This is a genomic window from Castellaniella sp. (assembly GCF_049650445.1).
In the GTDB taxonomy this organism is placed as follows: domain Bacteria; phylum Pseudomonadota; class Gammaproteobacteria; order Burkholderiales; family Burkholderiaceae_B; genus Castellaniella.
Window position 1 is genome coordinate 30795 of the sequence record NZ_JBASAD010000011.1, and the last position, 25740, is coordinate 56534.

The following is a 25740-nucleotide window of genomic DNA, read 5'->3' on the forward strand; positions in this document are numbered from 1 at the left end:
TTTTGAACCTGCCCAAATTTCCCCCACCCGTCGTGACCGCCCAGACTCCGTCGGGCAGCACGCACATCCGCAGCTTCGTTCACCGCCGCGCCCACATCACCCCCAGCCAGGAACAGGCAATCGCGGAATGGCTGCCCCGCTGGTCGATCCGCTATCAGGACACGCCCCTCGACCTGACGGCCGCCTTCGGCCGCCAGGCACCGGTCATCCTGGAGATCGGCTTCGGCATGGGCGAGACCACCCAAAAGATCGCCCAGACCCGGCCCGACGACAATTTCCTGGGGGTGGAGGTCTTCAACGCCGGCGTGGGCGCGCTGCTCAAGCGCATCCACGAAAACGCGCTGGACAACATCCGCATCATCCAGCACGACGCGGTCGAGGTGCTGCGCGACATGATCGCGCCGGGATCGCTGGCTGGCGTGCACATCTACTTTCCCGATCCCTGGCCAAAAAAGCGCCATCACAAGCGCCGCCTGATCCAGCCGCCGTTCATCGAACTGCTGACGAGCCGCATGGCGCCGGGCGCATACTTGCACTGCGCCACGGACTGGGAACACTACGCCCAGCAGATGCTGGAGGTCCTGTCGGCCGCGCCGTCCCTGCAAAACACCTGCACGGACTACGCGCCACGCCCCGATTACCGCCCGCTGACGAAATTCGAGAACCGCGGCCTGCGCCTGGGCCACGGGGTCTGGGATCTGATTTTTACGCGGCGCGCCCCGGCGGACGCCGCGCCCTCACCGGAGGCCACCTGATGTATCCCGAAATCGAGCCCTACGCGCAAGGCTTCATGGACGCCGGCCACGGCCATCGCGTCTACTGGGAACTGTGCGGCAACCCCCAGGGGCGACCGGCGGTGTTTCTGCACGGCGGACCGGGCGCGGGCTGCTCGCCCGACCACCGTCGCCTGTTCGATCCCGAACGCTACAACGTCCTGCTGTTCGATCAGCGCGGCTGCGGCCGCTCGACCCCGTCAGCCGACATCGAGCACAACACGACCTGGGACCTGGTCGCCGACATCGAACGTCTACGCACCGAGGTTCTGCACGCCGAACAGATGGTGGTGTTCGGCGGCTCCTGGGGCTCTACCCTGGCGCTGGCCTACGCCGAGACGCACCCGGAACGGGTGCGCGCCCTGATCGTGCGCGGCATCTTCCTGCTGCGCCAGGCTGAACTGCGCTGGTTCTATCAGGAAGGCGCATCCTGGCTGTTCCCCGACCTGTGGGAAGGCTATCTGGCCCCGATCCCCGAGGCCGAGCGCGACGACCTGATGGCCGCCTACCGCCACCGCCTGACAGGTGAAGATCCCGAGGCGCAACTGCAGGCGGCGCATGCCTGGACGCAATGGGAAAGCCATACCATCAGCCTGCTGCCCAATCCGGCGCATCACCGCGCGCATGCGGCCGATCAGGCGGCGCTGGCCTTCGCCCGCATCGAAAACCATTATTTCGTGAACCGGGGCTTCATGGAAGAAGGCCAGTTGCTGCGCAACGCGCACAAGCTGGCCCGCATCCCCGGGGTGATCATCCAGGGCCGCTATGATGCTTGCACGCCGGCCAAGTCGGCCTGGGACCTGCACCGCGCCTGGCCGCAGGCGGAATTCCACATGATCCCGGACGCCGGCCACGCCTTTGATGAGCCCGGGATCCTGACGCAGTTGCTGGCGGCCACCGACCGCTACGCGAGCGACTGAGGAGACCCGCATGAGCCTGAACATCCTGCTGAACGGCACCGCCACCGCTCTGGTTGACGTATGCACAGTTCACGATCTGGTGGTCCACCTGGGCTACGAGGGCAAGCGCATCGCGGTGGAGCGCAACGGCGACATCGTGCCCCGCAGCCAGCACGCCCAGGCCTCGCTGACTGAAGGCGATCGAATCGAGATCGTGGTCGCGGTGGGCGGAGGGTGATATGGCATACTCCATGGGTCACTGAATTCCCCCGAGGCGCACCATGCAAGGCCACCCCGAAGTCATCGTCTATCTCACCAAGCAACTGCGCGGCGAACTCGCGGCACGCGACCAGTACTTCCTGCATTCGCGCCGCTACCAGGATCTGGGCCTGAGCAAACTCCACGCCCGCAGCGATCATGAGATGCAGGAAGAAACCCAACACGCCGACGCCCTGCTGCAACGCCTGCTGATGCTTGAAGCCGAGCCCGACATGCGCCCCGACGCCTTCACACCGGGCAAGGACGTGCCCGGCATGTTGCGCGCCGACCTGGATCTGGAATATGAAGTGCGCGACTCGCTGCGCAAGGGCATCTCGATCTGCGAGACCCACGGGGACTATGTCACCCGCGATCTGCTGCTGACGCAATTGCAGGACACCGAGTCCGACCACGCCTACTGGCTGGAAAAACAGTTGGGTCTGATCGAGAAGATCGGTCTGCAGAACTACCTGCAGTCGCAGATTTGATCAGCGCAAGCCGCCCCGGCCGAACCCGCCCAGGCCCTTCATCCCGCCCATGGCACGCATCATCTTCGCCATGCCGCCTTTTTTCATCTGCTTCATCATGCCCTGCATCTGCTCGAACTGCTTGAGCAGGCGGTTGACCTCCTGGACCGGCACACCCGAGCCCGTGGCAATACGGCGCTTGCGCGAAGCCTTGATGAGTTCGGGTTTGGCGCGCTCCAGCGGCGTCATGGAATTCAGGATGCCCTCGGTGCGGGCGAGCTGCTTTTCCGCCTGACCGCCCTGCACCTGGGACGCCGCCTGGGCAAACTGCGCCGGCAGCTTTTCCAGCAGCGAGCCCATGTCGCCCAGTTTCTTCACCTGCTGCAACTGGTCGCGAAAATCGTTCAGGTCGAAGCGGTCGCCGGACTTCATGCGCGCGGCGAGCTTCTGCGCCTCGGCGATGTCGATGTTCTTCTGGGCCTGCTCGACCAGCGAGACGATGTCGCCCATGCCCAGGATGCGCTGGGCCATGCGTTCGGGATGGAAGGGCTCCAGCCCATCGAGCTTTTCCGACACCCCGACGAACTTCAGCGGCTTGCCGGTGATCTGGCGCACCGACAGCGCCGCACCGCCACGCGCGTCGCCGTCCAGCTTGGTCATCACCACGCCCGTCAGCGGCAGCGCATCAGAGAAGGCGCGCGCCACGTTGACCGCGTCCTGGCCCTGCATGGCGTCCACCACGAACAACGTCTCGATCGGCGAGAGCAGTTGGTGCAGCGCACGGATCTCGTCCATCATGGCCTGGTCGATGCCCAGACGGCCCGCCGTGTCGACGATCAGCACATCGTAATGATGGCGCTTTGCGTGATCGAGGGCGTCCCGGGCGATGTCCTGCGGCTTTTGCGTCGGCTCCGTGGGCAGGAAATCGACCTCGACCTGTGCAGCCACGGTCTTCAACTGATCGATGGCGGCCGGACGATACACGTCGGCGCTGACCACCAGAACTTTCTTGCGGCCGGTCTTGCGGCCGTACTGGACGTGATTGCCCTCGGACAGCCATTTGGCCAGCTTGCCGGTGGTGGTGGTCTTGCCCGCGCCTTGCAGGCCGGCCATCAGGATCACCGCCGGCGGCTGAGCCGCCAGGGACAGTTCGCCCGCCGCCGCGCCCAGGTCGCCGCCCATCAGCGCGGTCAGTTCCTTGTGCACCACCCCGACCAGCGCCTGGCCCGGATTCAGGCTGCCGGCGACCTCCTGACCCAGTGCGGATTCCTTGACCCGCGCCACGAAATCGCGCACCACCGGCAGCGCCACGTCGGCCTCCAGCAGCGCCATACGGACTTCGCGCAGCATCTCCTGGGTGTTGGCTTCGGTCAGGCGGGCCTCACCGCGCATGGTCTTGACGACGCGCGACAGGCGGGATGTGAGGTTATCAAGCATGATGCCGTATCCGTAAAACTGGTTGATCCGTCGGCCAGCGCATAAAATGGATGCTTTTGGCGGCGCGGCCCTGCGCGCCGGATACCGATAGGACTATGTCAGTCAGCATTGTATTTCACTTGCTCGCCGCGCTGGCTTATGCCGTATTGGGCATCGCCCTGTGGCGCCCCATCGCACGGGCCAACGACGTCCGCCCCACCGGCGCCATCGGCCGTAGCTGCCTGCTGGGCGCCATCGCCCTGCACGGCATCGGTCTGGCCGCCGCCATCATCGTCCCCACCGGCCTGCATCTGAGCTGGGCGCTGGCCCTGTCCGCCGCCATGTGGCTGGGCATGATCGTCTTCTGGATCGAAAACTTCCTGCTGCGTCTGGACAGCCTGCTGCTCCTGCTGCTGCCCATCGCCGCCCTGGTCAGCCTGCTGGCCGCCCTGTTCCCCCATGGCTATCTGGTGCCCCACGCCAGCAACGACTGGCTGCGCGTGCACCTGCTGATCGCCATGACCGCCTACGGCCTGATCACCGTCGCCGCGCTGCACGCCATGCTGATGACCGTACTGGACCGCCATCTGCACCGCCCCATCGCATCCGCCGGCGAACAGGGTGTCATCGGCCACGCCATGAGCGCCATGCCGCCGCTGCTGATCCTGGAATCGCTGCTGTTTCGCCTGATCTGGATCGGCTTCGGCGTGCTGACCCTGACCGTCCTGACCGGCATCGCCGTGTCCCTGCGCCTGGGAGGCCACGCGCTGCCCATGGACCACAAGACCGTCTTCACCCTGCTTTCCTGGGCCACCTTCGGCGTGCTGCTGGCGGGGCGTCACATCCAGGGCTGGCGCGGCCGCGTCGCCCTGCGCTGGACGCTGGCCGGCTTCGCCTTCCTGCTGCTGTCCTACACCGGCAGCCGGTTCGTCCTGGAAGTCATTCTGCAACGAGGCACTCTTGGGTAAATTCCTGCTCTGGGCGATCATCATCCTGGCCGTCCTGTTCGTCTCCCGCGTCCTGAGCCACCAGAAGGCCCAGGCCCGCCAGGCCGCCGCGCGCCGCCAGGCCGACGATGCGCAAGCCGCGTCCGAAACCATGGTGCGCTGCGCCCACTGCCGCATCTACCTGCCCCGCTCCGAGGCCTACCAGAGCCAGGGCAAGACCTGGTGCAGCCAGGAACACGCCAAGCTGGGCCTGAAGAAATGAAGGCAGGGGCGTCTTCCGAGCCCGCACTATCCATCGGCCCGGATGGCTGGCTGGCCGGGGGCTCGGGGGATGCGGCGAACGCAGCGGGCATCGGCAACAGCGCCGTCTCCAGGATCCTGCGCCGCCCGTCTCCCAACCACGACCCGCGGCCCGGCGACGAAGCCCCCTACCTGCTGGTGATCCACAACATCAGCTTGCCGCCCGGCGTGTTCACGGGCGACGCCATCATCGACTTCTTCCAGAACCGCCTGGATATTTCATCCCACCCCTGGTTTGAAAACATCCGCGACCTGCGGGTCTCCGCCCATTTCCTGATCCGCCGCGACGGGACCATCGTGCAGTTCGTACCGACGGTTTTGCGGGCCTGGCACGCAGGTGTATCGTCTTTTGAAGGCCGCGAGCGCTGCAACGATTTTTCCATCGGCATCGAGCTGGAAGGCACGGACACGCTGGCGTACACGGATGCCCAGTACGAGCGGCTGGCCGGGCTGGCGGCGGCGATCCGGACGCGGCATCCGATCCGGGCGGTGCGGGGGCACGAGCATATCGCGCCGGGCAGAAAGACGGATCCAGGCCCCTCCTTCGACTGGGATCGATTCGAGAACACACGAGGTGATCATGAAAGCACGCGTCACCGTCATCACGCTGGGCGTGGATGACCTGCACCGGTCCCTGAAGTTCTACCGCGACGGCATGGGCCTGCCCACCGAGGGCATCATCGGCGAAGAGTTCGAGAACGGCGCAGTCGCATTTTTCGATCTGCAACCGGGGTTGAAACTGGCGGTCTGGCCGCGTGCAAGCCTGGCCAAGGATTCAGGGTTGCCACTCGGCGATGCCAGCGCTACGGAACTCAGCCTTGGACATAATGTGTCGTCAAGGGCTGAAGTGGATGCCGTGATGGCTCAGGCTGCAGCAGCCGGGGCCGCGATCGTGAAACCCGCGCAGAAGACGTTCTGGGGCGGATATGCAGGATACTTTCAGGATCCGGACGGGCATCTCTGGGAAGCGGTCTGGAATCCGGAATTACTGCCTGCAGATTGAAAGGCTGACTGACAATGGGAATAAGCATGTCTCATCAAAAAGCCCAATCCTTCCGCGCCCTCCACCACGCTCCCCGCGCCTTCATCATCCCCAACTCCTGGGACGTCGGCACGGCGAAACTGCTGGCGGGCATGGGTTTCCAGGCCCTGGCGACCACCAGCGCGGGCTACGCTTATACCCAGGGCCTGTCCGACTACCAGGTCAGCCGGGACCAGATGCTGGCGCACGTCAAAGAGCTCGCTGCGGCCACCGACCTGCCGATCAGCGCGGACATGGAAGCCGGCTATGCGGACACGCTGGAAGGTGTCGCGGAAACCTATCGCCTGACGGCGCAGGCGGGTGCGGTGGGCGCCTCGATCGAGGACGCCACGGGTCGGGTCGACGATCCGATCTACGATATGGCCGAGGCGGTAGACCGCGTGACGGCGGCGGTCGAGGCGGTGCGTGCACTGCCCTACCCCTTCACGCTGACGGCGCGGGCGGAAAACCATCTGCACGGGCGCACGGATCTGAAAGACACGATCCGCCGCCTGCAGGCTTATCAAGAGGCGGGTGCCGACGTGCTCTACGCGCCGGGGCTGCATACGCGCGAGGACATCCTGGCCGTGGTGAGTTCGGTTGACCGGCCGGTGAACGTCCTGATGGGCGCGCCGGGGATGCATCTCTCGGCCGACGATCTCTCGGACATGGGCGTGAAGCGCATCAGTGTGGGCAGCGCGCTCAGCCGCGCGGCGTTCGGCGCCTTTCTGCGTGCCGGCCGCGAGATGCTGGAGCACGGCACTTTCACCTTCGGAGAAGACGCCGTCAGCTACGCGGACATGGCCCGGCTGCTTGGCCCCAGCGATTCATAGCGCGGGCAACGTAGGATGGGTACCACAACAGGATGGTTTCGCCCGGGCGCAGGCAGTAAAATGGAATGTGACTTCTAAATCAGGCATTTTCATGTCCAATCAGCGCATGCACCAACCTCCCAGCCAGGAAGCCATCCTGCGTGCCGTAGCCAGCTCCACGGCCATCGAAACAGGTCAACGCATCGCTGATATCGAAGCCAAACTGCGCAGCGGGGACAGTCATCTTCCCCAGGTTTCCCTGGCGGCGCTCAGCCGCCCTGTCCAGCCAGCGCAAGGCTGACCAATGCGCGCATGGGCGCATAGTCCATGCCCACACCGCGTTGTATCGCGGTGAAATACGCGGCCTTGTCCGCATCCCACCGGCTGTAGTCCAACGGGCCATGACCGGCCTGCACCGCCATCACATCCGCCAGCAAACGAGACAGCCGTCCGTTGCCCTCACGGAACGGATGAATGAGGATGAGCTCGACATGGCAGACGGCAATGGCCTCGGCCAAAGCGCTGTCATCGACATCATGACAGGGCGTGCAGCGATACAGGTAGTTGTGCTCGAACTCATGCAGCAACCGGGGAACCTGCATGGCGGCGGCGAAATGAAAACCGTCCTTGCTCATATTGACCGATCGAGGCTGCCCGGCCCAATCGTACATATTGCCCAGCCACTGGTAGTGCCAATCCATCAGATCAGCCACATCCAGCCCTCGATTGGGAAACTGCTCCCGCATCACCCGCTCATAGAGCCGTAACAACAGCCTCGTCTCGAGTTCGTCCATCACCGCCGGATCAGTGATGCCTTGCCGATTCCGCAGAACCTGTTCGTCCGATCCCGGCTGGTACTGGGCCTGCAGGCCGGTGGCTTGGTAACGGTTGGTGGCCATACGCGTCATCAATGCGTTGAGAATCCGACGCCCGTCATCCTCGTTGGAATAGGCGTAGTTGACTTCCTGGATGCCCGCCAGGCGGATCGCGCCCACCAGCGGCCAGCAACGCTTGCTCGACATGGCCGCGCTCGGCGGCAGGGATCAGGGCAGTCCCGCCATAGCGGTGGTGCTCTTGAGATCGGTGCCATGCGTCAGGGTCATCTTCAGGATGTCCAGATGCCCGCGCGGCCGCATCATGCAAGGGGTACGAGCCCATGGACTCTCCGGAGATGGCGCGTACGCAAACGAACAAGGCGAATGCGCAGGCCACCATGGCAAGCGGTCTGGCCATGCGGCCTCCAAGGTGGTTCCTGATCAGGCATCAGGATAATTCGACCGCGATGTATTTGGAAATCAAGTGATCGCATTCAAATGATCGGAATGGCGCATGGCACTCGGATGCCGGCCCTCGCAGAGCAAGCCGGCCCGGGAAGAGCGTTCAGCCACTACCCCTTCAACGCCGCCGCATGAAACGCCACATGCTCACCGATGAAACTGGCGATGAAGTAATAGCTGTGGTCATACCCGGCCTGCCGGCGCACGGTCGACAGATACCCTGCGTCCAGGCAGGCCGCCTCCAGCAGTTCAGGCCGCAATTGCCCTTCCAGGAACTCGTCGTCCAGCCCTTGATCCACCAGCATCGGCAGGTGGTCCGCAGGTGAGGCCGCGCGGATCAGTTCAACCGCATCCCACTGCGCCCAATCGGCACGATCATCCCCCAGATACGCGGCGAACGCCTTCTGGCCCCAAGGCACTTGCGTCGGCGCGACGATGGGTGAAAACGCTGACACGCTGCGGTAATGCCCGGGATGGCGCAGGGCGGTGACCAGCGCGCCGTGCCCGCCCATGGAATGGCCGGCGATGGCGCGCGCGGACGCGGCGGGGAAATGCTGCCCGATCAATGCGGGCAGTTCTTCGGCCACGTAGTCCTGCATGCGGTAATGAGCGGCCCAGGGTGCCTGGGTGGCGTTCAGGTAAAAGCCCGCGCCCTGGCCCAGGTCGTAGGCCGGATCATCGGCCACGTCCTCGCCGCGCGGGCTGGTGTCCGGCGTGACCAGGATCAGGCCGTGGCGTTCGGCATGCGCCTGGGCGCCGGCCTTGGTGATGAAGTTCTGCTCGGTGCAGGTCAGGCCGGACAGCCAGTACAGCACCGGGCACGACTCACCGCGCAAGGCCACCGAAGGCAGGTAGACCCCGACCCGCATGGCGCAGCCCAGTACGGCGGACTCGTGCCGCCAGACTTCCTGGCGGCCGCCGAAGCAGGCGTGTTGTTCAATCCGTTCCATAGTGCACCACCGAGCGGATCGACTTGCCTTCGTGCATCAGGTCGAAGGCTTCGTTGATCCCGTCCAGACCCATGGTGTGGGTGACGAAGGGTTCCAGGTCGATGTCGCCGCGCATGGCCTCCTGGACCATGCCGGGCAACTGCGAACGGCCCTTGACGCCGCCGAAGGCGGTCCCGCGCCAGGAGCGGCCGGTGACCAGTTGGAACGGCCGAGTGGAGATTTCCTGGCCGGCGCCCGCGACGCCGATGATGATGGACTGCCCCCAGCCCCGGTGGGCGCATTCCAGCGCGGCACGCATGACGTTGACGTTGCCGATGCACTCGAAACTGTGGTCCACGCCCCAGCCGGTCATGCCGACGATGACCTGCTGGACGGGCTCGGCGTGATCCTTGGGGTTGACGCAGTCGGTGGCGCCGAAGACCTTCGCCAGCGCGAACTTGTCGGGGTTGGTGTCCACGGCGATGATGCGCCCGGCCCCCGCCTGGCGCGCGCCCTGGACCACGGCCAGACCGATGCCACCCAGGCCGAACACGGCCACGGTATCGCCAGGCTGGACCTTGGCGGTGTTGCGCACGGCGCCGATGCCGGTAGTCACGCCACAGCCCAGCAGGCAGACCTGCTCGGGATTGGCCTTCGGGTCGATCTTGGCCAGCGAGACTTCCGCGACGACGGTGTATTCGCTGAAGGTCGAGCATCCCATGTAGTGATAGATGGGTTGGCCCTGATAGGAAAAGCGGGTGGTGCCGTCGGGCATCACCCCCTTGCCCTGGGTGGCACGCACGGCCACGCACAGATTGGTCTTGCCCGAGGTGCAGAACAGGCATTCGCCGCACTCGGCGGTATACAGGGGGATGACGTGGTCGCCCGGCACGACGCTGGTGACGCCCTCGCCGACTTCGACGACGATGCCCGCGCCTTCATGGCCGAGCACGGCGGGGAACACGCCCTCGGGGTCGTCGCCGCTCAGGGTAAAGGCATCGGTATGGCAAACGCCGGTGTGGGTGATGCGGACCAGGACTTCGCCCTTGCGGGGCGGTTCGACGTCGATCTCGACGATTTGCAGGGGTTTGCCGGCCTCAAAGGCCACGGCGGCGCGGGATTTCATCGGTCAATCTCCAATTCCGCCCGCCCGGCGCAGGCGGGGTTCAGGCCGATTATGGCCAGAACCCCGCCGGATGACAAACGCGCTCTAGCCGCCCAGCAGCAGCGCGTTCACTCGCTTCACGAAAGCGGCGGGGTCCTTCAGGGCCGCACCTTCGGCCAGCATGGCCTGGTCCAGCAGCAATTCGGCCCAGTCGCCGAACGACTCGTCGGGCTGCGCCTCCAGGCGCTTGACCAGGGCGTGCTGCGGGTTCACTTCCAGGATGGGCTTGATCTCGGGCGCATCCTGCCCGGCGGCCTTGAGCATGCGCAGCAGATGCGGGCTCAACTCGTTTTCATCCACGACCACGCAGGCGGGCGAATCGACCAGGCGGGCCGTGGCGCGGACTTCCTTGACGCGCTCACCCAGCGCCGCCTTCAGGCGCTCGATCGTCGGCTTGAAGGCCTCGGCGGCCTCGGCCTGCTGCTTCTTTTCTGCCTCGTCGGCCAGGGCGTCCAGATCCAGGCCGCCCTTGGCGACCGAGGCCAGGGCCTTGCCTTCGAATTCACGCAGATAGGACAGCATCCATTCATCGACGCGGTCGGACAGCAGCAGGACTTCCAGCCCCTTGCGGCGGAAGACTTCCAGATGCGGGCTGTGCGCGGCGGCGGCGTAGGAATCGGCGCTCAGGTAGTAGATCTTGTCCTGGCCTTCCTTCATGCGGCCGATGTAGTCGGCCAGGGACACGGTCTGCGCCGGGCTGTCGGACTGGGTGGACGCGAAGCGCAGCAGGCCGGCGATGCGGTCCTTGTTGGCGGGATCTTCACCCGCGCCTTCCTTCAGCACCTGGCCGAACTGAGTCCAGAATTCCGCATATTCCTCGGGCTTGTCCTTGGCCAGGTCTTCGAGCAGGCCAAGGATGCGCTTGGCCGAGCCTTCGCGGATGGCACGCACGTCGCGGCTTTCCTGCAGGATTTCCCGCGAGACGTTCAAGGGCAGGTCGGCCGAATCGACCACGCCGCGCACGAAGCGCAGATAGGTCGGCAGCAACTGGTCGGCGTCGTCCATGATGAAGACACGCTTGACGTACAGCTTCACGCCACGACGGGCATCACGGTCCCACAGGTCGAAGGGCGCGCGCTTCGGCACGAACAGCAATTGGGTGTATTCGCTGCGGCCCTCGACGCGGTTGTGCGTCCAGGCCAGCGGGTCTTCATAGTCGTGCGAGACGTGCTTGTAGAACTCTTTGTACTGCTCGTCGGTGATGTCGGCCTTGGAACGGGTCCACAGGGCGTTGGCCTGGTTGACGGTTTCCCAGGTGTCCTTGACGACCTGTTCGGACTTTTCCGCATCCCACTCTTCCTGCTTCATTTCGACGGGCAGGGAGATGTGGTCGGAGTAGCGGCGCAGGACTTCGCGCAGTTTCCAGCTGGACAGGAATTCGTCCTCGTCGGCACGCAGGGTCAGGGTGACGGAAGTGCCACGCGCCTCGTGATCGATGACCGCCACGGAGAATTCGCCCTGGCCGTCGGATTCCCACAGAACGCCTTCAGATGCGGGCAAGCCGGCGCGGCGGCTGCGCACCGCGACCTTTTCCGCGACGATGAAAGACGAATAGAAACCGACGCCGAACTGGCCGATCAACTGAGCGTCCTTCTGCTTGTCGCCGGTCAGTTGGGAGAAAAATTCGCGCGTGCCGGAACGGGCGATGGTACCCAGGTTGGCGATCGCCTCGTCACGCGACAGGCCGATGCCGTTGTCGGTGATGGTGATGGTGCGGGCGTCCTTGTCGAATTCGACGCGGATGCGCAGATCGGCACCGCCTTCGAGCAGCTCCGGATGGTCGATGGCCTCGAAGCGCAGCTTGTCGCAGGCGTCGGACGCATTGGACACAAGTTCGCGCAGGAAGATTTCCTTGTTGCTGTACAGGGAGTGGATCATCAGGTGCAGCAACTGCTTGACCTCGGCCTGGAAACCCAGGGTTTCGGCCGGCTTGATATCGGTTTGGCTCATGATTCGGATCGATTCGAAGGTTCTTGCGGGATCGCGGGGCGCCCCGCAGACGGGCCGGACGGCGGTCGACGGGGCGGACTGCTGGATCAGATGGGGTCGGCGGACGAGGTTTTCAAGGCGTGGCCGGCGGCAGGGGCGGCGGCATCGGCGGCAACTGTCTGCCCATTTCCGGCCCACCCGGTCCATGAGCCGGCGCCCCGAGCTGCGGCATTTCAACGGTAGAGACCGGCCCGGCCAACTGAGCGCCGTGGTGGCGGATGATGTCGGCGATCTTCAGCAGCACGTCCTCCTGGACGTTCATGTAGTCGTTGTAATCGGTGCTGACCGTGAAGGCATACAGGGACAGTTTCAGGGAAAACGTCCCGCAACTGCTGAAGTTGAACGCAAAGAAATCGTGCTGCACCCCCGGATGCCGGCGCAGCATCTCCTGACCGTCGGCCACGATGGCCGGCACGACGCCGATATCGGCATAGCGGATGTGGATGTCCTCCATGATGCGGCGGCTGGTCATGCGGGTGTGGTTGATGACCGGCTGGGTGTTGAACATTGCGTTGGGCACGTAGAAGGGCTTGCGGTCAAAACCGATCAGGCGCGTGGCGCGCCAGCCGATGTGCTCGACCCCGCCCATCAGATCGGTGCCGGGGATGATGATGTATTCACCGACCTTGAACGGGCGGCTGGCAAAGATGGTCAGCCCGCCCAGCAGATTGGCCACCAGGCTTTGGGCCGCAAAGCCTACGGCGATACCGCCCATGCCGCCGAAAGCCAGCAGGCCGGCAATGGAAAAGCCCAGCGCCTGCATCATCATCAGGATGGCGGTGATGACGACGGACGCCTTGGTCAGCTTGCCGATGGCGTCGGCCGCCGTGGGGTCCAGTTCGCGGCCGTGCTCACGCGCCCGCAGCAACAGATTGTCCTGGATGCGATTGATCGCACGCAGCAACAGCCACATCACCGCCAGAATCACCCCTACATCGCGGATCGGCGCCAGGCCGTGCGACAGCAGAGAGTCCTTGGCAAAATCCCCGTCGGCATCCCGCAGCAGGATCTGGCCGGCCAGGGCGATGCCCAATATCCAGACCAGCATCTGCCCCGGCAAAGAGGCCCCCGCCAGCAGGCCATGTCCCCAGGCATGCCGCACGGGATGCAGGCGGCGGGCGAGACGATCCAGCACGAAGCGCAGCAGACCGCCGGCCAACAGGGATCCCAGGACGGCGGCAAAGACCTGAATGACGGTCCGCCATTCGTGGTACACCGCCGCCAATTGTGCAAGAAAGGAAGAAATCAAACCAGAAAACCCCGCTTGTCGTCATCGGAACGTCCAGTGTATCGACCGACCGAGGGCACCTTCAAATCATCGCTGTCCATGAATAGTCCTCATTTGTTTCCAGATATATCCGGACAAGGGGTGATCCGCTATGGTTATCCTGCAAGAAAAAAATAATTCTTCCCGCAACCTCTTGCAGGAGACACATCATGTCCGAACGACGCACAGGTCCCGGCGCGGGCCGCATGGCGCGCGCCACACTCGGTGCCCAGCTCTTCATCGCCGCCACCCTGATCACCATCCTGGTGATGGCGACCCTGGCCTCCATCATCACCTGGCAAAATCGGCAAACAGCCATCCATAACGTCAGCAACGCCAACCGCGCCGAGCTGCAAGGCTATGACCGCACCCTGCAACTGATCTACAACATCGCCCGCCAGCGCAGCGAATCGCTGTACCCGGTGCTGATCCGCTACATGAGCGGCGAACCCAAGCCCACCGGCCAGGTCGAGAACGGCCTGCCCGTCTTCAAATCCTCGGGAATGCCGATCAACGGCGACCAGGACCTGATGCGCAGCGTCACCGGCATGTCGGCCGAGGTCTACGCCCGCACCGACAAAGGCTGGCAGCGGATCGCCAGCGCCTACCAGGACCAGCCGGACCACGCCCTGAGCCAGACGCTGGATTCGTCCGACCCCATCGCCCAGGCCCTGGACAACGGGGCGATCGCGCACTTTCCCGGCCTGGTCGGCGGAAAGTGGCACCTGATCACGATCAACCCGCTCAAGGACGGCGGCAAGGTCTACGGCGGAATCGTCGATTACCTGGACATCAGCGCCCAGATCGACCCGGTGCTGAAGGACCTGACCGAGACCAAACTGGCGGAATACGGCCAGTTGTTCGTGCTGCGGCCGACCGCCGACCATCAGGACTGGGTCCGCGTCGCGGGCCTGTTCGGCAAGCCGGGGGACCTGCTCAGTGCCGGCAATCCGCCGGCTGATTTCGCCCTCCTCAACGGCGCGTTCCAATCCGCTCCGGACGGCGTGACGCGCGTCACCATCAGGGGGCAGGAAATCTTCCTCGCCTGGAAAACAGTGCCCAACTGGGGCTGGGTGATGTACGGCTTCGGCAGCGTCGATGACTATCTGGCCGAAAGCACTCGCGCCATGTGGGTCCAACTGGGCGTGATGCTGGCAGGCACGCTGTTGATTTCCCTGCTGATCCGCTGGCTGGCCCGCCGCACGCTGAAGCCCGTGCGCGACGTGGTGGCGGGCATGCAGCGGCTGGGGGCCGGCGACCTGACCCATGACATCCCGGCCAGCCCGGCCGGCAGCCGCAACGAGGTCCACCAGTTGCTGGACAGCCTGCGCGGCACCCAGGACGCCCTGCGGCACATGATCCGCCAGGTGCGCCGCAGCGTCGGCGAGATCCACACCGGCGCACGCGAGATCGCCGTCGGCAACACGGACTTGTCCAGCCGCACCGAGGAGCAGGCGGCCTCGCTGCAGGAAACGGCCGCCAGCATGGAGGAACTGGCCTCCACCGTGCGCCAGAACGCCGACAACGCCCGTCAGGCGGACCAGTTGGCCGCAGGCGCCTCGCAGACCGCCCATCAGGGCGAGCAGGCCGTCCATGGCATGGTCGACACCATGAAGCGGATCGCCGACAGTTCGGCCCGCATCACCGACATCATCGGCGTGATCGACAGCATCGCCTTCCAGACCAACATCCTGGCCCTGAACGCGGCGGTGGAAGCGGCCCGCGCCGGCGAGGAAGGCCGCGGCTTTGCGGTGGTGGCCGGCGAGGTCCGCGCCCTGGCCCAGCGGTCCGCCGAGGCAGCACGCGAAATCAAGACGCTGATCGAGGCCGCGTCCCAGGAAGTCACGTCCGGCACCCGCCAGGCCAGCGACGCAGGCACGACCATGCAGGAAGTCCTGACGGCGGTCGACCGGGTGACGCACATCATGGGGGAAATCGCCTCCGCCTCCAACGAGCAGTCCACCGGCATCGATCAGGTGAATCTGGCGATCACCCAGATGGATCAGGTCACGCAGCAGAACGCCGCGCTGGTCGAGCAGGCAGCGGCCGCCGCCGACTCCCTGAGCGAACAGGCCGACCGGCTGGCGGACACCGTAGCGGTCTTCCGCACAGGCGCTGACGGGGCGGACGCCCCGCCCGCCCCCAGCCACGCGAACGTGCCGCGCCTGCCGGGTTAAAAAGGAAGCAGCCGCCAGGCCAATAGGAACATGACGGCGGCAATGCCGCCGTCCAGCCAGCGCCAGGCCCTGGGGTCCCTGAACAGGGGCGCACACAGCCGCGACCCCAGACCCAGCGCCATCAGCCACAGCACGCTGGCGGTCAGGGCTCCGGCGGCGAAGCCGAAACGGTCATCGGCAAAACCATGGGCGATCGAGCCCAGCACCATCATGTCCAGCCAGAAATGCGGATTGAGCAGCGTGAAGCCCACCGCCCCCAACAAAGCGGCACGGCGTGAGGACACCGCCGCCTGATCGGCCTGCGGGCCGGACGCCGGACGCCAGGCCCGGCGCGCCGACTGGATGCCGTACCACGACAGGAACACGACCCCGCACCACAGCACGGCGTCCGCCAGCCCGGGCAGCCAGCCCGTCAGCGCCTGCAGGCCCGAGACGCTGCCGAAGATGAAGCAGGCATCGATCAGGGCGCACACCAGCAGGATGGTGCTCAGGTGCGCCCGGGCAATGCCCTGACGCAGGATGAAGGCGCTTTGCGCCCCCACCACGGCGAACATGCCCAAGCCCGTCAGCGTCCCGCTGGTCCAGGCGGCGACCAAAGGGGAAACGGCGGGGACGGTGGCGGCGAACATCATGCGGCTCCAGGGGCGGAAAGACGGTTGGAAAGCGACCCATTGTGCGCAAGGCAGGCTATAAAATACAGCTAATTTATTTAAATCTGATTTAGAAAAACTTAATATCAAACCTATGCCCATGCAACTGGATCACGACAATCTGCGCGCACTGGCGGCCGTGGTGCGCGAAGGCAGCTTCGAGCGGGCCGCCGCCGCTCTGCACGTCACGCCTTCGGCGGTGTCACAGCGCATCAAGACATTGGAATCCCGCATGGGGCGGCTGCTGGTCCTGCGCACCAGCCCGGCCCAGCCCACGGACGACGGCCGGGTCCTGGTGCGCCTGGCCGAACAGGCCGCCCTGCTGGAACACGAAGCCCTGGACCGGCTGGGCATGGGCGACAACCGCCCCGCGCCCAGTCTGCGCATCGCCGTCAATCACGACAGCCTGGAAACCTGGTTCATCGAAGCCGCCACCCGCTACGCGGAACAGACCCGCACGACGCTGGACCTGATTTCCGAGGACCAGGACCACACGGCCGCCCTGCTGCGCAACGGCAGCGTGCTGGCGGCCGTCACCACGCTGGGTGACCCGGTGCAGGGATGCCGGGTCCACACGCTGGGCCGCATGCGCTACGTCGCCACCTGCGCGCCCGCCTTCCACGCCCGGCACTTTGCCCGGGGCGTCACGCCCGAGGCCCTGGCACTCGCCCCCGTGCTGGTCTTCAACCGCAAGGACGACCTGCAGGCGCAGTTCGCGCGCGGCGTGATGGGCGATGCGCCCTGGCAGCCGCCGACCTGGTGGGTACCCTCGTCCCACGCCTTCGTCTCGGCCACGCTGGCCGGCCTGGGCTGGACGATGAACCCGCTGCCCATGGTCCGCGAGGCGCTGGACGCGGGTCTCCTGGTGCCCCTGCGGGCGCGCGCCTGGCACGACGTGCCGCTGTACTGGCAGCACTGGCGCACCGGATCGCACACCATGGAACGGTTGACCTCGGCCGTGTTGCGGGCCGCCCGCGCCCTGGTGCGTCCGGCCCGCGCGCCGCTCAGTTCCCCTGGCGCAGACGACTCAGCGTCGTCGTCGGCGTGATGGCCTCCGGGTCCAGCAGGCAGTGCAGAATGGCCGGCAGGCCACTGTCCAGCGCCCGCTGCAGCGCGGGGGCGAAATCTGCCGTCGTCTCGACGCGCTCGCCATGGCCGCCAAAGGCGCGTGCATAAGCCGCAAAATCAGGATTGCGCAGCGCAGTCGCCGACACCCGGCCGGGATAGTGCCGTTCCTGGTGCATGCGGATGGTGCCGAACATACCGTTGTCGATCAGGATCACCAGGATCGGCAAACCGTACTGGACGGCCGTGGCAAATTCCTGCCCGTGCATCATGAAGCAGCCGTCACCCGCCAGGCACACCACCCGGCGGTCCGGATAGAGACGCTGGGCGGATACCGCCGCAGGCAGGCCATAGCCCATCGAACCGGAGGTGGGCGCCAACTGGGTGCCGTAGGCGCGGAAACGGTAGAAGCGATGCAGCCAGGTGGCGTAATTGCCGGCGCCGTTGGTCAGGATGGCGTCCTCGGGCAGCACGGCGTTCAGGTGCGCCATCACCTGGCCCATCTGCAAGGCCCCGGGATGTTCGATGACGGACGGATCGCTCCAGGCCTGGCGCCGCGCATGCAGCCGTTCGCAGCGCTGACGCCGCGCCGCCGTTGCCGTGGGCGCCAGAGACTCGATGGAACGCACCCAGGTGCCGGGCGAGCAGGCCATGGCGATGTCCGCCTGATAGACGCGGTTCAGTTCGCCCACGTCGGGATGCACGTGGACCAGCGTCTGGGACGGATTCGGCACGTCGAACAGCGTATAGCTCTGGCTGGGCACCTCGGACAGGCGCCCGCCCACGGCCAGGATCAGATCGGACTCGCGAATCGCGGCCAGCAATTGGGGATCAGCCCCCAAGCCCAGGTCGCCGATGAAACAGGGATGATCCACGGGACACAGCATCTGACGGCGAAACTGCACCGCCACCGGCAGCGCATGGCGCTCGGCGAAGGCACAGAAGGCCTGTACGGAGCGGGCGTCCCAGCGGCTGCCGCCGAGAATGACCAGCGGCCGCTCGGCGTCCGCAAGACGGTCGGCCAGCGCCTGGATCTGCCCGGCCGAGGGCCGGGTTTCGGGCACATGGCAGGGCCGCGCGTCAACCACCGCCACGGTTTCGCTCAACATGTCCTCCGGCAGGGCCAGCACCACCGGGCCCGGCCGCCCGGACAGCGCCACGTGAAAGGCACGCGACAGATATTCGGGAATGCGCTCGGCCTGATCGATCTCGGCGGCCCACTTGACCTGAGAACCGAACACGGCGCGGTAGTCCATTTCCTGGAAAGCCTCGCGGTCGCGCATCGCCCGGTCGATCTGCCCGACCAGCAGGATCAGCGGCGTGGAATCCTGGGACGCCACGTGCACCCCTGCGAACGCGTTGGTGGCGCCCGGCGCGCGGGTCACCAGGCACACCCCGGGCCGGCCGGTCAGCTTGCCGTAGGCCTCGGCCATGATCGCCGCCCCGCCTTCCTGGCGACAGACCGTGACCTGGATGTCGGCGTCGACCAGCCCGTCGAGCACGGGCAGATAGCTTTCCCCCGGCACGCAAAAGACATGCTCCGTGCCGTGCAGGCGCAACTGGTCCACCAGGACGTGCCCGGCCATGCGGGGGGCGGGGCTTGCGCTGGAATGCGGGGTCATGAAGGATTCCTTTCCGAAGAATGATCGAAGTGCAGGGCGCAGCGCGCGGCGGCCAGGTCCCAAGCCGCGCAGCCGACTGATTTGAATACGGCCGCGCCCTCTGGGGGGCCGTCCGCCAGCAGGCCGGCCAGGGACCGCACGCGGGACCAGTCCACGTCCGCCTGCAGGTAGTCGCCCGCCTCGTGCCTGGCGCCCTCGGGATCGTCCACGTACAGATGGCTGTCTGCCAGCGTGCGCGCGCCGATCTCGGCCAGGTCCTCACGATAGGCCCCCACACCAATCACCAGCCGCCCCGCGCGTGCGGGCTGATCGTAGACCGGCACGGCGCTGGTCGTCGCCGTAATCACCAGGCCGGCGGCCGGGTCGACCCGATCGGCCGGCCGCACCCGGCCTGCGTCGAAACGCCGGGCGAAGGCCTCGGCCCGCCCCGGCGCATGGCCGATTACATCCACCCGCGCATCCGGATACAGTTCGAGCACCGCATCGACATGCCCCGTCGCCTGGGTGCCGGTGCCGAACACGGCCACGTGACGAAGCCCGCCGGGCTGCAGGCGGCTCACGGCCAGCATCGAGACCGCCGCCGTACGCCGCGTCGTGACGGTCGGTCCGTCCAGCAGCAGGCGCAGGCGGCCGGTGTCGCCGTCATAGACCGACACCATGCCGTTGACCGTCGGCAAGCCATGCGCGCGGTTGCCCGGCGCGACATTGACCAGTTTGTGGATGCCGACGTCCGCCGCCGTGGCCGGCATGGACAACATGACCGCGCCGTTGGGAAACGGCACGGCTTGCCGCGGCGGCGCGGACAAAAGACCCGCCGTCATGTCCTCAGCGGCCCGTGCGATCTCTTGCATCAGCGCCGGAAACGGCAGCAACGCCGCCGTCCGGGCCGCATCGCAGACTTGCAGGTCACTCATATGCCTCTCCCTGAATCCCTTTATGCATGCTTCGGGTCCGGCAGACCCAATTCCCCAGGCGTGGTGCTGACCCACAGCACCCGCGCCTCGGTCGCGCCCTTGTTGACCACCCGATGCCCCATCCGGCTGTCGATGTAAAAACAATCGCCGGCCTGCAGGGTTTCGGGCTGGTAGAACTCGGTGTGTAATTCGATCTCACCTTCCAGGACGTAGACGAACTCTTCCCCCTCGTGGCGGCTCCAGCCTTCGTTGGCCTCCAGCGTCCAGGCCTTGATCCTGGAATCGAAAGGCATCATGCGCTTGTTCGCCAATTGGGAACAGAGCAGGCGATGGTGATACAGCGGCGTGTCGTGAAGATTACCCTGCCCCGCCCGTTCGATGCTGCGCCGCCCCGCGCCCATATGCGCCTGCGCGGGCACAAACAGTTCGGCGACGTCCACCCCCAGGCCGTGAGCCAGGTTCAGCAACACATCGTAGGTCGGGGAAATCAAGCCGTTTTCGATCTTGGACAGCGTGGATGTGGAAATTCCACTGGCCTTGCCCGCCTGCCCCTGCGTCCAGCCCCGTTGCAGCCGCAACGCCTTGAGGCGCCCGGCCAACGCAGATTGCTGTTCCTTGACGACGGTTTTATCCACTTTCAATTCCTCTTCCTTGATCCATACACACCTTAGCGCGTGACCCGGCGGCGCGTCCCCGAACTGAGGTAGGCTTCCCGCACCTGTTCATCGTGCAACAAGGCCTCGCCGGTGCCGGTCAGGGTAATGCTGCCATTGACGAGCACATAGCCCCGGTCGGCCAGACGCAAGGCATGCTGGGCATTTTGCTCGACCAGGAAAATAGTCTTTCCCAGGGTGGCGATATCCCGGAGCGTCTGCAAAATCTGACGCGCCACCAGGGGGGCCAGGCCCAGGCTCGGCTCGTCGAGCAAAATAGTATCAGGCCGGCCCATCAATGCGCGCGCGATCGCCAGCATCTGCTGCTCGCCGCCGGACAAGGTACCCGCCCGCTGATTGCGCCGTTCCTTCAGCCGCGGAAACAGATCGAACATGGCCTCCCGGTCCTCGTCCACATGCGCCATGCCGATCGGCAGCGTCCCCAGGATCAGGTTTTCTTCGACCGTCATCGCCGGAAAGATCCGCCGGCCTTCCGGCACCTGCGCAATCCCCCGGCGCGCGACCCGGTGCGGCGGGACATGCAGCAGGCTTTCGCCGCGATAAGTGATGGCGCCGGCCGAGGCTCGGGGTTCGCCAAAGATGGACATCAGCAAAGTGCTTTTCCCCGCGCCATTGGCGCCGATCAGGGAAACGATCTCGCCCGCATCCACATGCAGGCTGACCTGGTGCAGTACCTGGATGGGGCCATACGCCACATCGACGTCCCGCAGCACCAGCAAAGGTTCGCTCATGTCAGGTCCTCCTCGCCGCCCAGATAGGCCGCGATCACGGCGGGATTGCCCCGGATCGCCTCGGCATCACCCTGGGCGATCACGCAGCCGTGATCCAGCACGATGATGTGATCGGAAATCCCCATGACCAGGCCCATGTCGTGTTCAATCAGCAATATCGTCACCTCATGATGCTCACGCAGCTCGGTGATGAGATCCGACAAGGCTTCGGTCTCGCGGGGGTTCAGCCCGGCAGCCGGTTCGTCCAGACAGATCAGCCGTGGCTTGCCGCACATGGCGCGCGCGATTTCCAGCCGCCGCTGCTGGCCATACGGCAGTTCGCCCGCCAAACGATTCCCCGCGTCCGCGAGACCCACGGTATCCAGCCAGCGCCAGGCCGATTCCAAGGCCAGATCCTCCTGACGGTGATAATGGGCGCTGCCCAGAAAACCGCGCCACAGATTGCCATCCAGGGCGCGGTGCTGGGCCACCAGCAGATTCTCCAGCACCGTCATGTCCTTGAACAGGCGGATGTTCTGAAAGGTGCGCGCGATGCCTGCCCGCGCCACCAGATGCGAACCGCCGATGAAAAACCGATCCAGCAAATCATTGACCTGCACGAGGCGGCGGCCGTCATTGAAGACAATCTGCCCGGCCGAGGCCCGGTAGAACCCCGTGACGCAATTGAAGACCGTGGTCTTCCCGGCGCCATTGGGACCGATCAGGGCCGTCACGCTCTGCGGCATGACGTCAAAGCTGACATCCTGATTGGCGATGATGCCGCCGAATCGCTGCGTCAGACCCCGGACACTCAGCAAAGGGGCCGCCACGGACGGGCGTTCAGAGCGGTCGTCCGTCATGCAGCCTCCCGGCGTTCGAAACAGGTCCGGCCCGGACGCACCAGACCATACGGCCGCCAGATCATCATGCCGATCATCAGCAGGCCGAACAACAGGATGCGGTAGTCCGCCACGGCCCTCAGGATTTCAGGCAGCAGAGTCAAGGCGATAGCGGCCAGAATCACCCCCAGCGTGGACCCCATGCCACCCAGTACGACAATGGACAGGATCAGGACGGACTCGAAAAAATTGAAGGACATCGGGCTGATGAAGCCCTGATAGGTGGCAAAGAACACCCCCGCAATCCCCCCTGTCGTCGCACCCATCATGAACGCGGCCAGCTTGACCGTGACATGGTTGATCCCCAGGGAACGACAGGCGATCTCGTCTTCGCGCAGAGCCTCCCAGGAACGTCCCAGGGGCATGCGACGCAAGCGATTGAAGGCGTGCAGCACCCCGATCACCACGATGAACAGCAGACTGTAGATGAACAAGACCTTGTAGTCCCCACTGTAGGGCAGATGGAAAAATTCATGAAAGGGCGGCAGGCCATCGCTGCCTCGCCGGCTGAATTCCAGCCCGAACAGCGTGGGCGCAGGCGCCGGCACCCCATTGGGTCCGCCGGTCATGTCCACCCAGTTGGTCAATACCAGCCGGATGATTTCGCCGAAGCCAAGCGTCACGATCGCCAGGTAATCGCCGTGCATGCGCAGCACGGGAAAACCCAGCACGGCGCCACACACGGCCGCCAGCAAGGGCGCCAGCAGCAGCGCAGTCCAAAAGCCGATGCCCAGATATTGCGCGCCCAAGGCCAGGAAATACGCGCCGACGGCATAAAAGGCGACGTAGCCCAGATCCAGCAATCCGGCCAATCCGACGACGATATTCAGCCCCATGCCCAACAGCACATAAATCAGTACCAGGATCAGATTGCTGACCCAGACCTTGGGCAGCAATCCGGTCTGATTCAGGAGCACGGGCAAGATCAGGCCGGCCAGAAAGAGCACCCACAGCGGCAGGCGCCAGGGATGCGGCTTGCCGCGCAAGCGCGGCAGACCCAGGCCATACGCCAGCAGCAGCAACAGCAGAATGAGAATCAGCGCGAAGCCTGCCCCTGCGTGCATCAGACCCAGCCCCACCAGCAGCAACAGACCGACGCACAAAGCCAGGCCCAGCATCAGCACGCGCCGGGGAGGAACACGTACACCGGCGGACGCGGGGCCACGTCCCCGGCCTGCCCAATGGCGGCGGCCCAGCCTGCTATGAAAATACAGCTGAAACACGAGACGCCCCAACATCACCAGAATCGCCAAGGCAAACCCGTTGACGATCACCGGCACACGCCAGGGCAAGAAGCGGAAGTCGTACTGATTCAGCACGAGATTCGTGATCGGACTGAACGCCAGCATCACCAGCATGCCCATGAGCGCCGCATCCTTCAGGCAGCGTCCCCAGGGGAAGGGGCTCGGCCCGGTGACAGACAGTGCTTCCTGCGACGCCATCACACTTTCTCCACGGCAGGACGACCCATCAGACCGCTGGGCTTGAAGATCAGCACCAGCACCAGGACGCCAAAGGAAAACACGTCCTTGTAGTCGCTGCTGACGAAGCCGGAGAACAGCGACTCCAGGCTACCCAGCAGCAGCCCCCCGAGCATGGCACCCGGCAAGGAACCGATGCCCCCCAGCACGGCGGCGCTGAAGGCTTTGATCCCGATGATGAAGCCGACGAAGAAATCGAAAGACCCGTAATTCTGGGTGACCAGCACCCCGGCGATGGCGGCCATCACCGAGCCGATGACGAACACCAGGGAAATAACCTGGACGGTATTCACGCCCAGGATGACGGCCATACGGCGATCCTGCTGAGTGGCCCGGCACTGCCGCCCCAGACTGGTGCCGTGCACAAACCAGGTCAAGAGCGCCATGGCCGCAAAACTGACGGCGATGATGACCAGACTCATGTATTTCACCTGGATGAAATGCTCGGCACCGCCCAGCCGCCAGCTACCCGTGATCATGGGCGGCACCCCTTGGACATTGGGGCCTTGCGAAAGCTGGATATAGTTTTGCAGCACCAGCGAAACCCCGATGGCTGAAATCAAGGGCGCCAGCCGGCTGGTGCCGCCCAAGGGACGGTACACCACCCGTTCAATCGACCACCCGTACAAACCGGTCAGGATCATGGTCAGCACCAGCGTGATCAGCAACGACAGCACGATGGAATCCATGCCGAAGAAACTGATCACCGCCAGCACAATCGCGCTGATGTACGCGCTCACCATGTAGACATCGCCATGCGCAAAATTGATCATGCCGATGATCCCGTAGACCATGGTGTAGCCGATGGCGATCAATCCATAGATCGCCCCCAGCGTCACACCATTGATCAACTGCTGACCGAGAATGTACGGGTCCATGCCGCTTCCTTACTTCGCCGCAGGCAGTTCGGCGTAATGTCCATCGGCATCCCACTGGTACATCACCACGCTGGGCTTGGTCAGATCTCCCTTGGCGTTCCAGCCTTTTTCACCCAACACCGTGGACACGTTGTGCTGCTTGAGCCAGCCGGCCAGCTTGTCGCCGTCCGTCGTGCCCGTGCCGGCAATCGCCGCCGACACGGCCTGCACCGCCGCATAGGCATACAAGGTAAAGCCGTCGGAGCCCTTGCCCTCGCGCGCGAGCTTTTCAACGATCAGGCGGCCGGCCTCGATCTTGCGCGGGTCTTCCGGGAACGACATATACACACCCTGGGCATATTGCTTGCCGCCGGCGGCCGTCACGAACGCAGGGTCGACGATCCCGTCATCCGACACAAAGGGAATCGTCAACCCCTGTTCGCGCATCTGCCTCACCAGCGTGCCCGCTTCGGCATACAAACCGCCGAAGAACACCGCATCCACATTCGCGGCACGGATCTTGGTGACCAGCGCGTTGTAGTCGCGCTCGCCGCGCGTCACCCCGTCGTACAGCGCCGTCTTCACCCCATGACGCTCGGTTTCCGAACGAGTCGCATCCGCCACCCCCCGGCCATAGGTGTCCTTGTCATGGACGATCGCCACCGTGGCGGCTTTCAGGTTCCTGGCGATGAAATCCCCCAACACCACGGCCTGCTGGTCATCCCGCCCGCAGATCCGGGTGACGGTGGGCAGACCACGCTCTGTGACCTCCGGATTGGTGGATCCGGTGGCCATCGACAGAATATTGGCCTCGTCATAGATCTCCGAGGCGGGAATCGTGCTGGACGAACAGAAATGCCCGACCACCGCCGCCACATGATCCTGGTCCACGAACCGATGCGCCACCGCCACGGCCTGCTTGGGCTCGCAGGCATCATCGCCCTTGATCAGCACGATTTTCTTGCCGTTGATTCCGCCCTGGGCATTGAGCGCCTCTGCTGCCGACTGAGCGCCGGTCCAGAGCTGATCACCAAACGCGGCATTCGGCCCCGTAAACGGACCGGCGATGCCAATCTTGATTTCATCCTGAGCCTGGACGGCCGAGGACACACCTGCCAAAAGCGCCATACCGACACACACGGATAAGAAACACTGCTTCATACTGCCTCCT

The 25740-nt window shown here is 65.1% G+C and carries 27 protein-coding genes and 1 pseudogene; 12 read left to right on the forward strand and 16 right to left on the reverse strand.

Translation table 11 applies throughout. The features are described 5' to 3' along the window. Window positions 1-32: 32 nt before the first annotated feature. The 4 genes from trmB to bfr are packed head-to-tail and all read left to right on the forward strand — an operon-like array spanning window position 33 to window position 2418. Window positions 33-755: a tRNA (guanosine(46)-N7)-methyltransferase TrmB gene (gene trmB, locus WA983_RS02925; protein ID WP_424247973.1), complete on the forward strand. Its 723-nt coding sequence runs from the start codon at window positions 33-35 to the stop codon at window positions 753-755. Continuing rightward, on the forward strand, window positions 752-1693 hold the full coding sequence (pip, locus tag WA983_RS02930) for a prolyl aminopeptidase (protein ID WP_424247989.1): 942 nt from the start codon (window positions 752-754) through the stop codon (window positions 1691-1693). The genes trmB and pip overlap by 4 nt, the downstream gene beginning before the upstream one ends. Before the next feature lie 16 nt (window positions 1694-1709). Then, on the forward strand, window positions 1710-1910 hold the full coding sequence (gene thiS / locus WA983_RS02935) for a sulfur carrier protein ThiS (protein ID WP_424247991.1): 201 nt from the start codon (window positions 1710-1712) through the stop codon (window positions 1908-1910). 43 nt (window positions 1911-1953) lie between these two features. Beyond that, the gene (gene bfr, locus WA983_RS02940; protein ID WP_424247975.1) at window positions 1954-2418 is read left to right on the forward strand and encodes a bacterioferritin; all 465 of its coding nucleotides are present in this window, start codon (window positions 1954-1956) and stop codon (window positions 2416-2418) included. On the opposite strand, the gene ffh is transcribed toward bfr, so the two are convergent. Beyond that, complete coding sequence (ffh, locus tag WA983_RS02945) at window positions 2419-3834, reverse strand: signal recognition particle protein (protein WP_424247977.1); 1416 nt, start codon at window positions 3832-3834, stop codon at window positions 2419-2421. Window positions 3835-3929: 95 nt separating this feature from the next. Between ffh and WA983_RS02950 the strand changes: the two genes are divergently transcribed. The 6 genes from WA983_RS02950 to WA983_RS02975 all read left to right on the forward strand — a co-directional run bounded on the left by WA983_RS02950 (window position 3930) and on the right by WA983_RS02975 (window position 7194). Further along, window positions 3930-4781 (forward strand): cytochrome C assembly family protein, encoded by an 852-nt coding sequence (locus WA983_RS02950; RefSeq protein WP_424247979.1) that lies wholly within the window; start codon window positions 3930-3932, stop codon window positions 4779-4781. Continuing rightward, window positions 4774-5022 carry a PP0621 family protein gene (locus tag WA983_RS02955; RefSeq protein WP_424311574.1) on the forward strand — a complete coding sequence of 83 codons (249 nt, stop codon included), beginning with the start codon at window positions 4774-4776 and terminating at the stop codon, window positions 5020-5022. Before WA983_RS02950 ends, WA983_RS02955 begins: the two co-directional genes overlap by 8 nt. Then, complete coding sequence (ampD, locus tag WA983_RS02960; RefSeq protein ID WP_424247983.1) at window positions 5019-5681, forward strand: 1,6-anhydro-N-acetylmuramyl-L-alanine amidase AmpD; 663 nt, start codon at window positions 5019-5021, stop codon at window positions 5679-5681. The genes WA983_RS02955 and ampD overlap by 4 nt, the downstream gene beginning before the upstream one ends. After that, on the forward strand, window positions 5641-6063 hold the full coding sequence (locus tag WA983_RS02965; RefSeq protein ID WP_424247985.1) for a VOC family protein: 423 nt from the start codon (window positions 5641-5643) through the stop codon (window positions 6061-6063). The genes ampD and WA983_RS02965 overlap by 41 nt, the downstream gene beginning before the upstream one ends. A 26-nt stretch (window positions 6064-6089) precedes the next feature. Then, window positions 6090-6914, forward strand: coding sequence for an isocitrate lyase/PEP mutase family protein (locus tag WA983_RS02970; protein WP_424311575.1), 825 nt, complete (start codon window positions 6090-6092; stop codon window positions 6912-6914). 91 nt (window positions 6915-7005) lie between these two features. Beyond that, on the forward strand, window positions 7006-7194 hold the full coding sequence (locus WA983_RS02975; protein WP_424251143.1) for a hypothetical protein: 189 nt from the start codon (window positions 7006-7008) through the stop codon (window positions 7192-7194). On the opposite strand, the gene WA983_RS02980 is transcribed toward WA983_RS02975, so the two are convergent. The 6 genes and pseudogenes from WA983_RS02980 to WA983_RS03005 all read right to left on the reverse strand — a co-directional run bounded on the left by WA983_RS02980 (window position 7163) and on the right by WA983_RS03005 (window position 13502). Then, the gene (locus WA983_RS02980) at window positions 7163-7915 is read right to left on the reverse strand and encodes a Fic/DOC family protein (protein ID WP_424251141.1); all 753 of its coding nucleotides are present in this window, start codon (window positions 7913-7915) and stop codon (window positions 7163-7165) included. The two genes, WA983_RS02975 and WA983_RS02980, sit on opposite strands and share 32 nt — an antisense overlap. Further along, a pseudogene (locus tag WA983_RS02985) lies at window positions 7887-8020 on the reverse strand (ankyrin repeat domain-containing protein); the annotation flags it as partial. The pseudogene WA983_RS02985 and the gene WA983_RS02980, both read right to left, overlap by 29 nt. 260 nt (window positions 8021-8280) lie before the next feature. Then, complete coding sequence (gene fghA / locus WA983_RS02990) at window positions 8281-9120, reverse strand: S-formylglutathione hydrolase (RefSeq protein ID WP_424311576.1); 840 nt, start codon at window positions 9118-9120, stop codon at window positions 8281-8283. Next, window positions 9107-10225, reverse strand: a complete 1119-nt coding sequence (locus WA983_RS02995; protein WP_424311577.1) for an S-(hydroxymethyl)glutathione dehydrogenase/class III alcohol dehydrogenase — start codon at window positions 10223-10225, stop codon at window positions 9107-9109. The genes fghA and WA983_RS02995 overlap by 14 nt, the downstream gene beginning before the upstream one ends. Window positions 10226-10309: 84 nt before the next feature. Beyond that, window positions 10310-12214: a molecular chaperone HtpG gene (htpG, locus tag WA983_RS03000; protein WP_424246903.1), complete on the reverse strand. Its 1905-nt coding sequence runs from the start codon at window positions 12212-12214 to the stop codon at window positions 10310-10312. 112 nt (window positions 12215-12326) lie between these two features. Beyond that, on the reverse strand, window positions 12327-13502 hold the full coding sequence (locus WA983_RS03005) for a mechanosensitive ion channel family protein (RefSeq protein WP_424246905.1): 1176 nt from the start codon (window positions 13500-13502) through the stop codon (window positions 12327-12329). A 188-nt stretch (window positions 13503-13690) separates the two neighbouring features. Between WA983_RS03005 and WA983_RS03010 the strand changes: the two genes are divergently transcribed. Further along, window positions 13691-15697: a methyl-accepting chemotaxis protein gene (locus WA983_RS03010; protein WP_424246907.1), complete on the forward strand. Its 2007-nt coding sequence runs from the start codon at window positions 13691-13693 to the stop codon at window positions 15695-15697. On the opposite strand, the gene WA983_RS03015 is transcribed toward WA983_RS03010, so the two are convergent. Then, window positions 15694-16326, reverse strand: coding sequence for a LysE/ArgO family amino acid transporter (locus WA983_RS03015; RefSeq protein ID WP_424246917.1), 633 nt, complete (start codon window positions 16324-16326; stop codon window positions 15694-15696). The two genes, WA983_RS03010 and WA983_RS03015, sit on opposite strands and share 4 nt — an antisense overlap. Window positions 16327-16447: 121 nt before the next feature. Between WA983_RS03015 and WA983_RS03020 the strand changes: the two genes are divergently transcribed. Then, a complete protein-coding gene (locus tag WA983_RS03020) occupies window positions 16448-17395 on the forward strand; it encodes a LysR family transcriptional regulator ArgP (RefSeq protein WP_424246909.1) in 948 nt (315 codons plus the stop codon). Here WA983_RS03020 and WA983_RS03025 read toward each other — a convergent pair. From WA983_RS03025 to WA983_RS03060, 8 genes are read right to left on the reverse strand one after another with little or no spacing between them, the layout of a single operon-like run. Beyond that, a complete protein-coding gene (locus tag WA983_RS03025) occupies window positions 17352-19034 on the reverse strand; it encodes a thiamine pyrophosphate-binding protein (RefSeq protein WP_424246911.1) in 1683 nt (560 codons plus the stop codon). The genes WA983_RS03020 and WA983_RS03025 overlap by 44 nt on opposite strands. Further along, the gene (locus tag WA983_RS03030; protein WP_424246913.1) at window positions 19031-19948 is read right to left on the reverse strand and encodes a delta(1)-pyrroline-2-carboxylate reductase family protein; all 918 of its coding nucleotides are present in this window, start codon (window positions 19946-19948) and stop codon (window positions 19031-19033) included. Before WA983_RS03030 ends, WA983_RS03025 begins: the two co-directional genes overlap by 4 nt. 20 nt (window positions 19949-19968) lie before the next feature. Next, window positions 19969-20583 (reverse strand): helix-turn-helix domain-containing protein, encoded by a 615-nt coding sequence (locus WA983_RS03035; protein ID WP_424311578.1) that lies wholly within the window; start codon window positions 20581-20583, stop codon window positions 19969-19971. Window positions 20584-20615: 32 nt separating this feature from the next. After that, the gene (locus WA983_RS03040) at window positions 20616-21341 is read right to left on the reverse strand and encodes an ABC transporter ATP-binding protein (RefSeq protein WP_424311604.1); all 726 of its coding nucleotides are present in this window, start codon (window positions 21339-21341) and stop codon (window positions 20616-20618) included. A gap of 8 nt (window positions 21342-21349) precedes the next feature. After that, entirely contained in the window at window positions 21350-22192 is an 843-nt protein-coding gene (locus WA983_RS03045; protein ID WP_424247265.1) for an ABC transporter ATP-binding protein, read from the reverse strand. Beyond that, the gene (gene livM / locus WA983_RS03050) at window positions 22189-23673 is read right to left on the reverse strand and encodes a high-affinity branched-chain amino acid ABC transporter permease LivM (protein WP_424311579.1); all 1485 of its coding nucleotides are present in this window, start codon (window positions 23671-23673) and stop codon (window positions 22189-22191) included. Before livM ends, WA983_RS03045 begins: the two co-directional genes overlap by 4 nt. Further along, window positions 23673-24590, reverse strand: a complete 918-nt coding sequence (locus WA983_RS03055) for an ABC transporter permease subunit (protein WP_424247261.1) — start codon at window positions 24588-24590, stop codon at window positions 23673-23675. Before WA983_RS03055 ends, livM begins: the two co-directional genes overlap by 1 nt. Window positions 24591-24599: 9 nt before the next feature. Beyond that, window positions 24600-25697: a branched-chain amino acid ABC transporter substrate-binding protein gene (locus WA983_RS03060; RefSeq protein ID WP_424247259.1), complete on the reverse strand. Its 1098-nt coding sequence runs from the start codon at window positions 25695-25697 to the stop codon at window positions 24600-24602. Window positions 25698-25740 lie beyond the last annotated feature (43 nt).

Coding starts and splice junctions, on each gene's coding strand:
- bfr (WP_424247975.1), top strand. CDS start 1,954: ATGCAAGGCCACCCCGAAGTCATCGTCTATCTCACCAAGCAACTGCGC.
- ffh (WP_424247977.1), bottom strand. CDS start 3,834: ATGCTTGATAACCTCACATCCCGCCTGTCGCGCGTCGTCAAGACCATG.
- WA983_RS02950 (WP_424247979.1), top strand. CDS start 3,930: ATGTCAGTCAGCATTGTATTTCACTTGCTCGCCGCGCTGGCTTATGCC.
- ampD (WP_424247983.1), top strand. CDS start 5,019: ATGAAGGCAGGGGCGTCTTCCGAGCCCGCACTATCCATCGGCCCGGAT.
- WA983_RS02965 (WP_424247985.1), top strand. CDS start 5,641: ATGAAAGCACGCGTCACCGTCATCACGCTGGGCGTGGATGACCTGCAC.
- WA983_RS02970 (WP_424311575.1), top strand. CDS start 6,090: ATGTCTCATCAAAAAGCCCAATCCTTCCGCGCCCTCCACCACGCTCCC.
- WA983_RS02975 (WP_424251143.1), top strand. CDS start 7,006: ATGTCCAATCAGCGCATGCACCAACCTCCCAGCCAGGAAGCCATCCTG.
- WA983_RS02980 (WP_424251141.1), bottom strand. CDS start 7,915: ATGTCGAGCAAGCGTTGCTGGCCGCTGGTGGGCGCGATCCGCCTGGCG.
- fghA (WP_424311576.1), bottom strand. CDS start 9,120: ATGGAACGGATTGAACAACACGCCTGCTTCGGCGGCCGCCAGGAAGTC.
- WA983_RS02995 (WP_424311577.1), bottom strand. CDS start 10,225: ATGAAATCCCGCGCCGCCGTGGCCTTTGAGGCCGGCAAACCCCTGCAA.
- htpG (WP_424246903.1), bottom strand. CDS start 12,214: ATGAGCCAAACCGATATCAAGCCGGCCGAAACCCTGGGTTTCCAGGCC.
- WA983_RS03010 (WP_424246907.1), top strand. CDS start 13,691: ATGTCCGAACGACGCACAGGTCCCGGCGCGGGCCGCATGGCGCGCGCC.
- WA983_RS03015 (WP_424246917.1), bottom strand. CDS start 16,326: ATGTTCGCCGCCACCGTCCCCGCCGTTTCCCCTTTGGTCGCCGCCTGG.
- WA983_RS03020 (WP_424246909.1), top strand. CDS start 16,448: ATGCAACTGGATCACGACAATCTGCGCGCACTGGCGGCCGTGGTGCGC.
- WA983_RS03025 (WP_424246911.1), bottom strand. CDS start 19,034: ATGACCCCGCATTCCAGCGCAAGCCCCGCCCCCCGCATGGCCGGGCAC.
- WA983_RS03030 (WP_424246913.1), bottom strand. CDS start 19,948: ATGAGTGACCTGCAAGTCTGCGATGCGGCCCGGACGGCGGCGTTGCTG.
- WA983_RS03045 (WP_424247265.1), bottom strand. CDS start 22,192: ATGACGGACGACCGCTCTGAACGCCCGTCCGTGGCGGCCCCTTTGCTG.
- livM (WP_424311579.1), bottom strand. CDS start 23,673: ATGGCGTCGCAGGAAGCACTGTCTGTCACCGGGCCGAGCCCCTTCCCC.
- WA983_RS03055 (WP_424247261.1), bottom strand. CDS start 24,590: ATGGACCCGTACATTCTCGGTCAGCAGTTGATCAATGGTGTGACGCTG.
- WA983_RS03060 (WP_424247259.1), bottom strand. CDS start 25,697: ATGGCGCTTTTGGCAGGTGTGTCCTCGGCCGTCCAGGCTCAGGATGAA.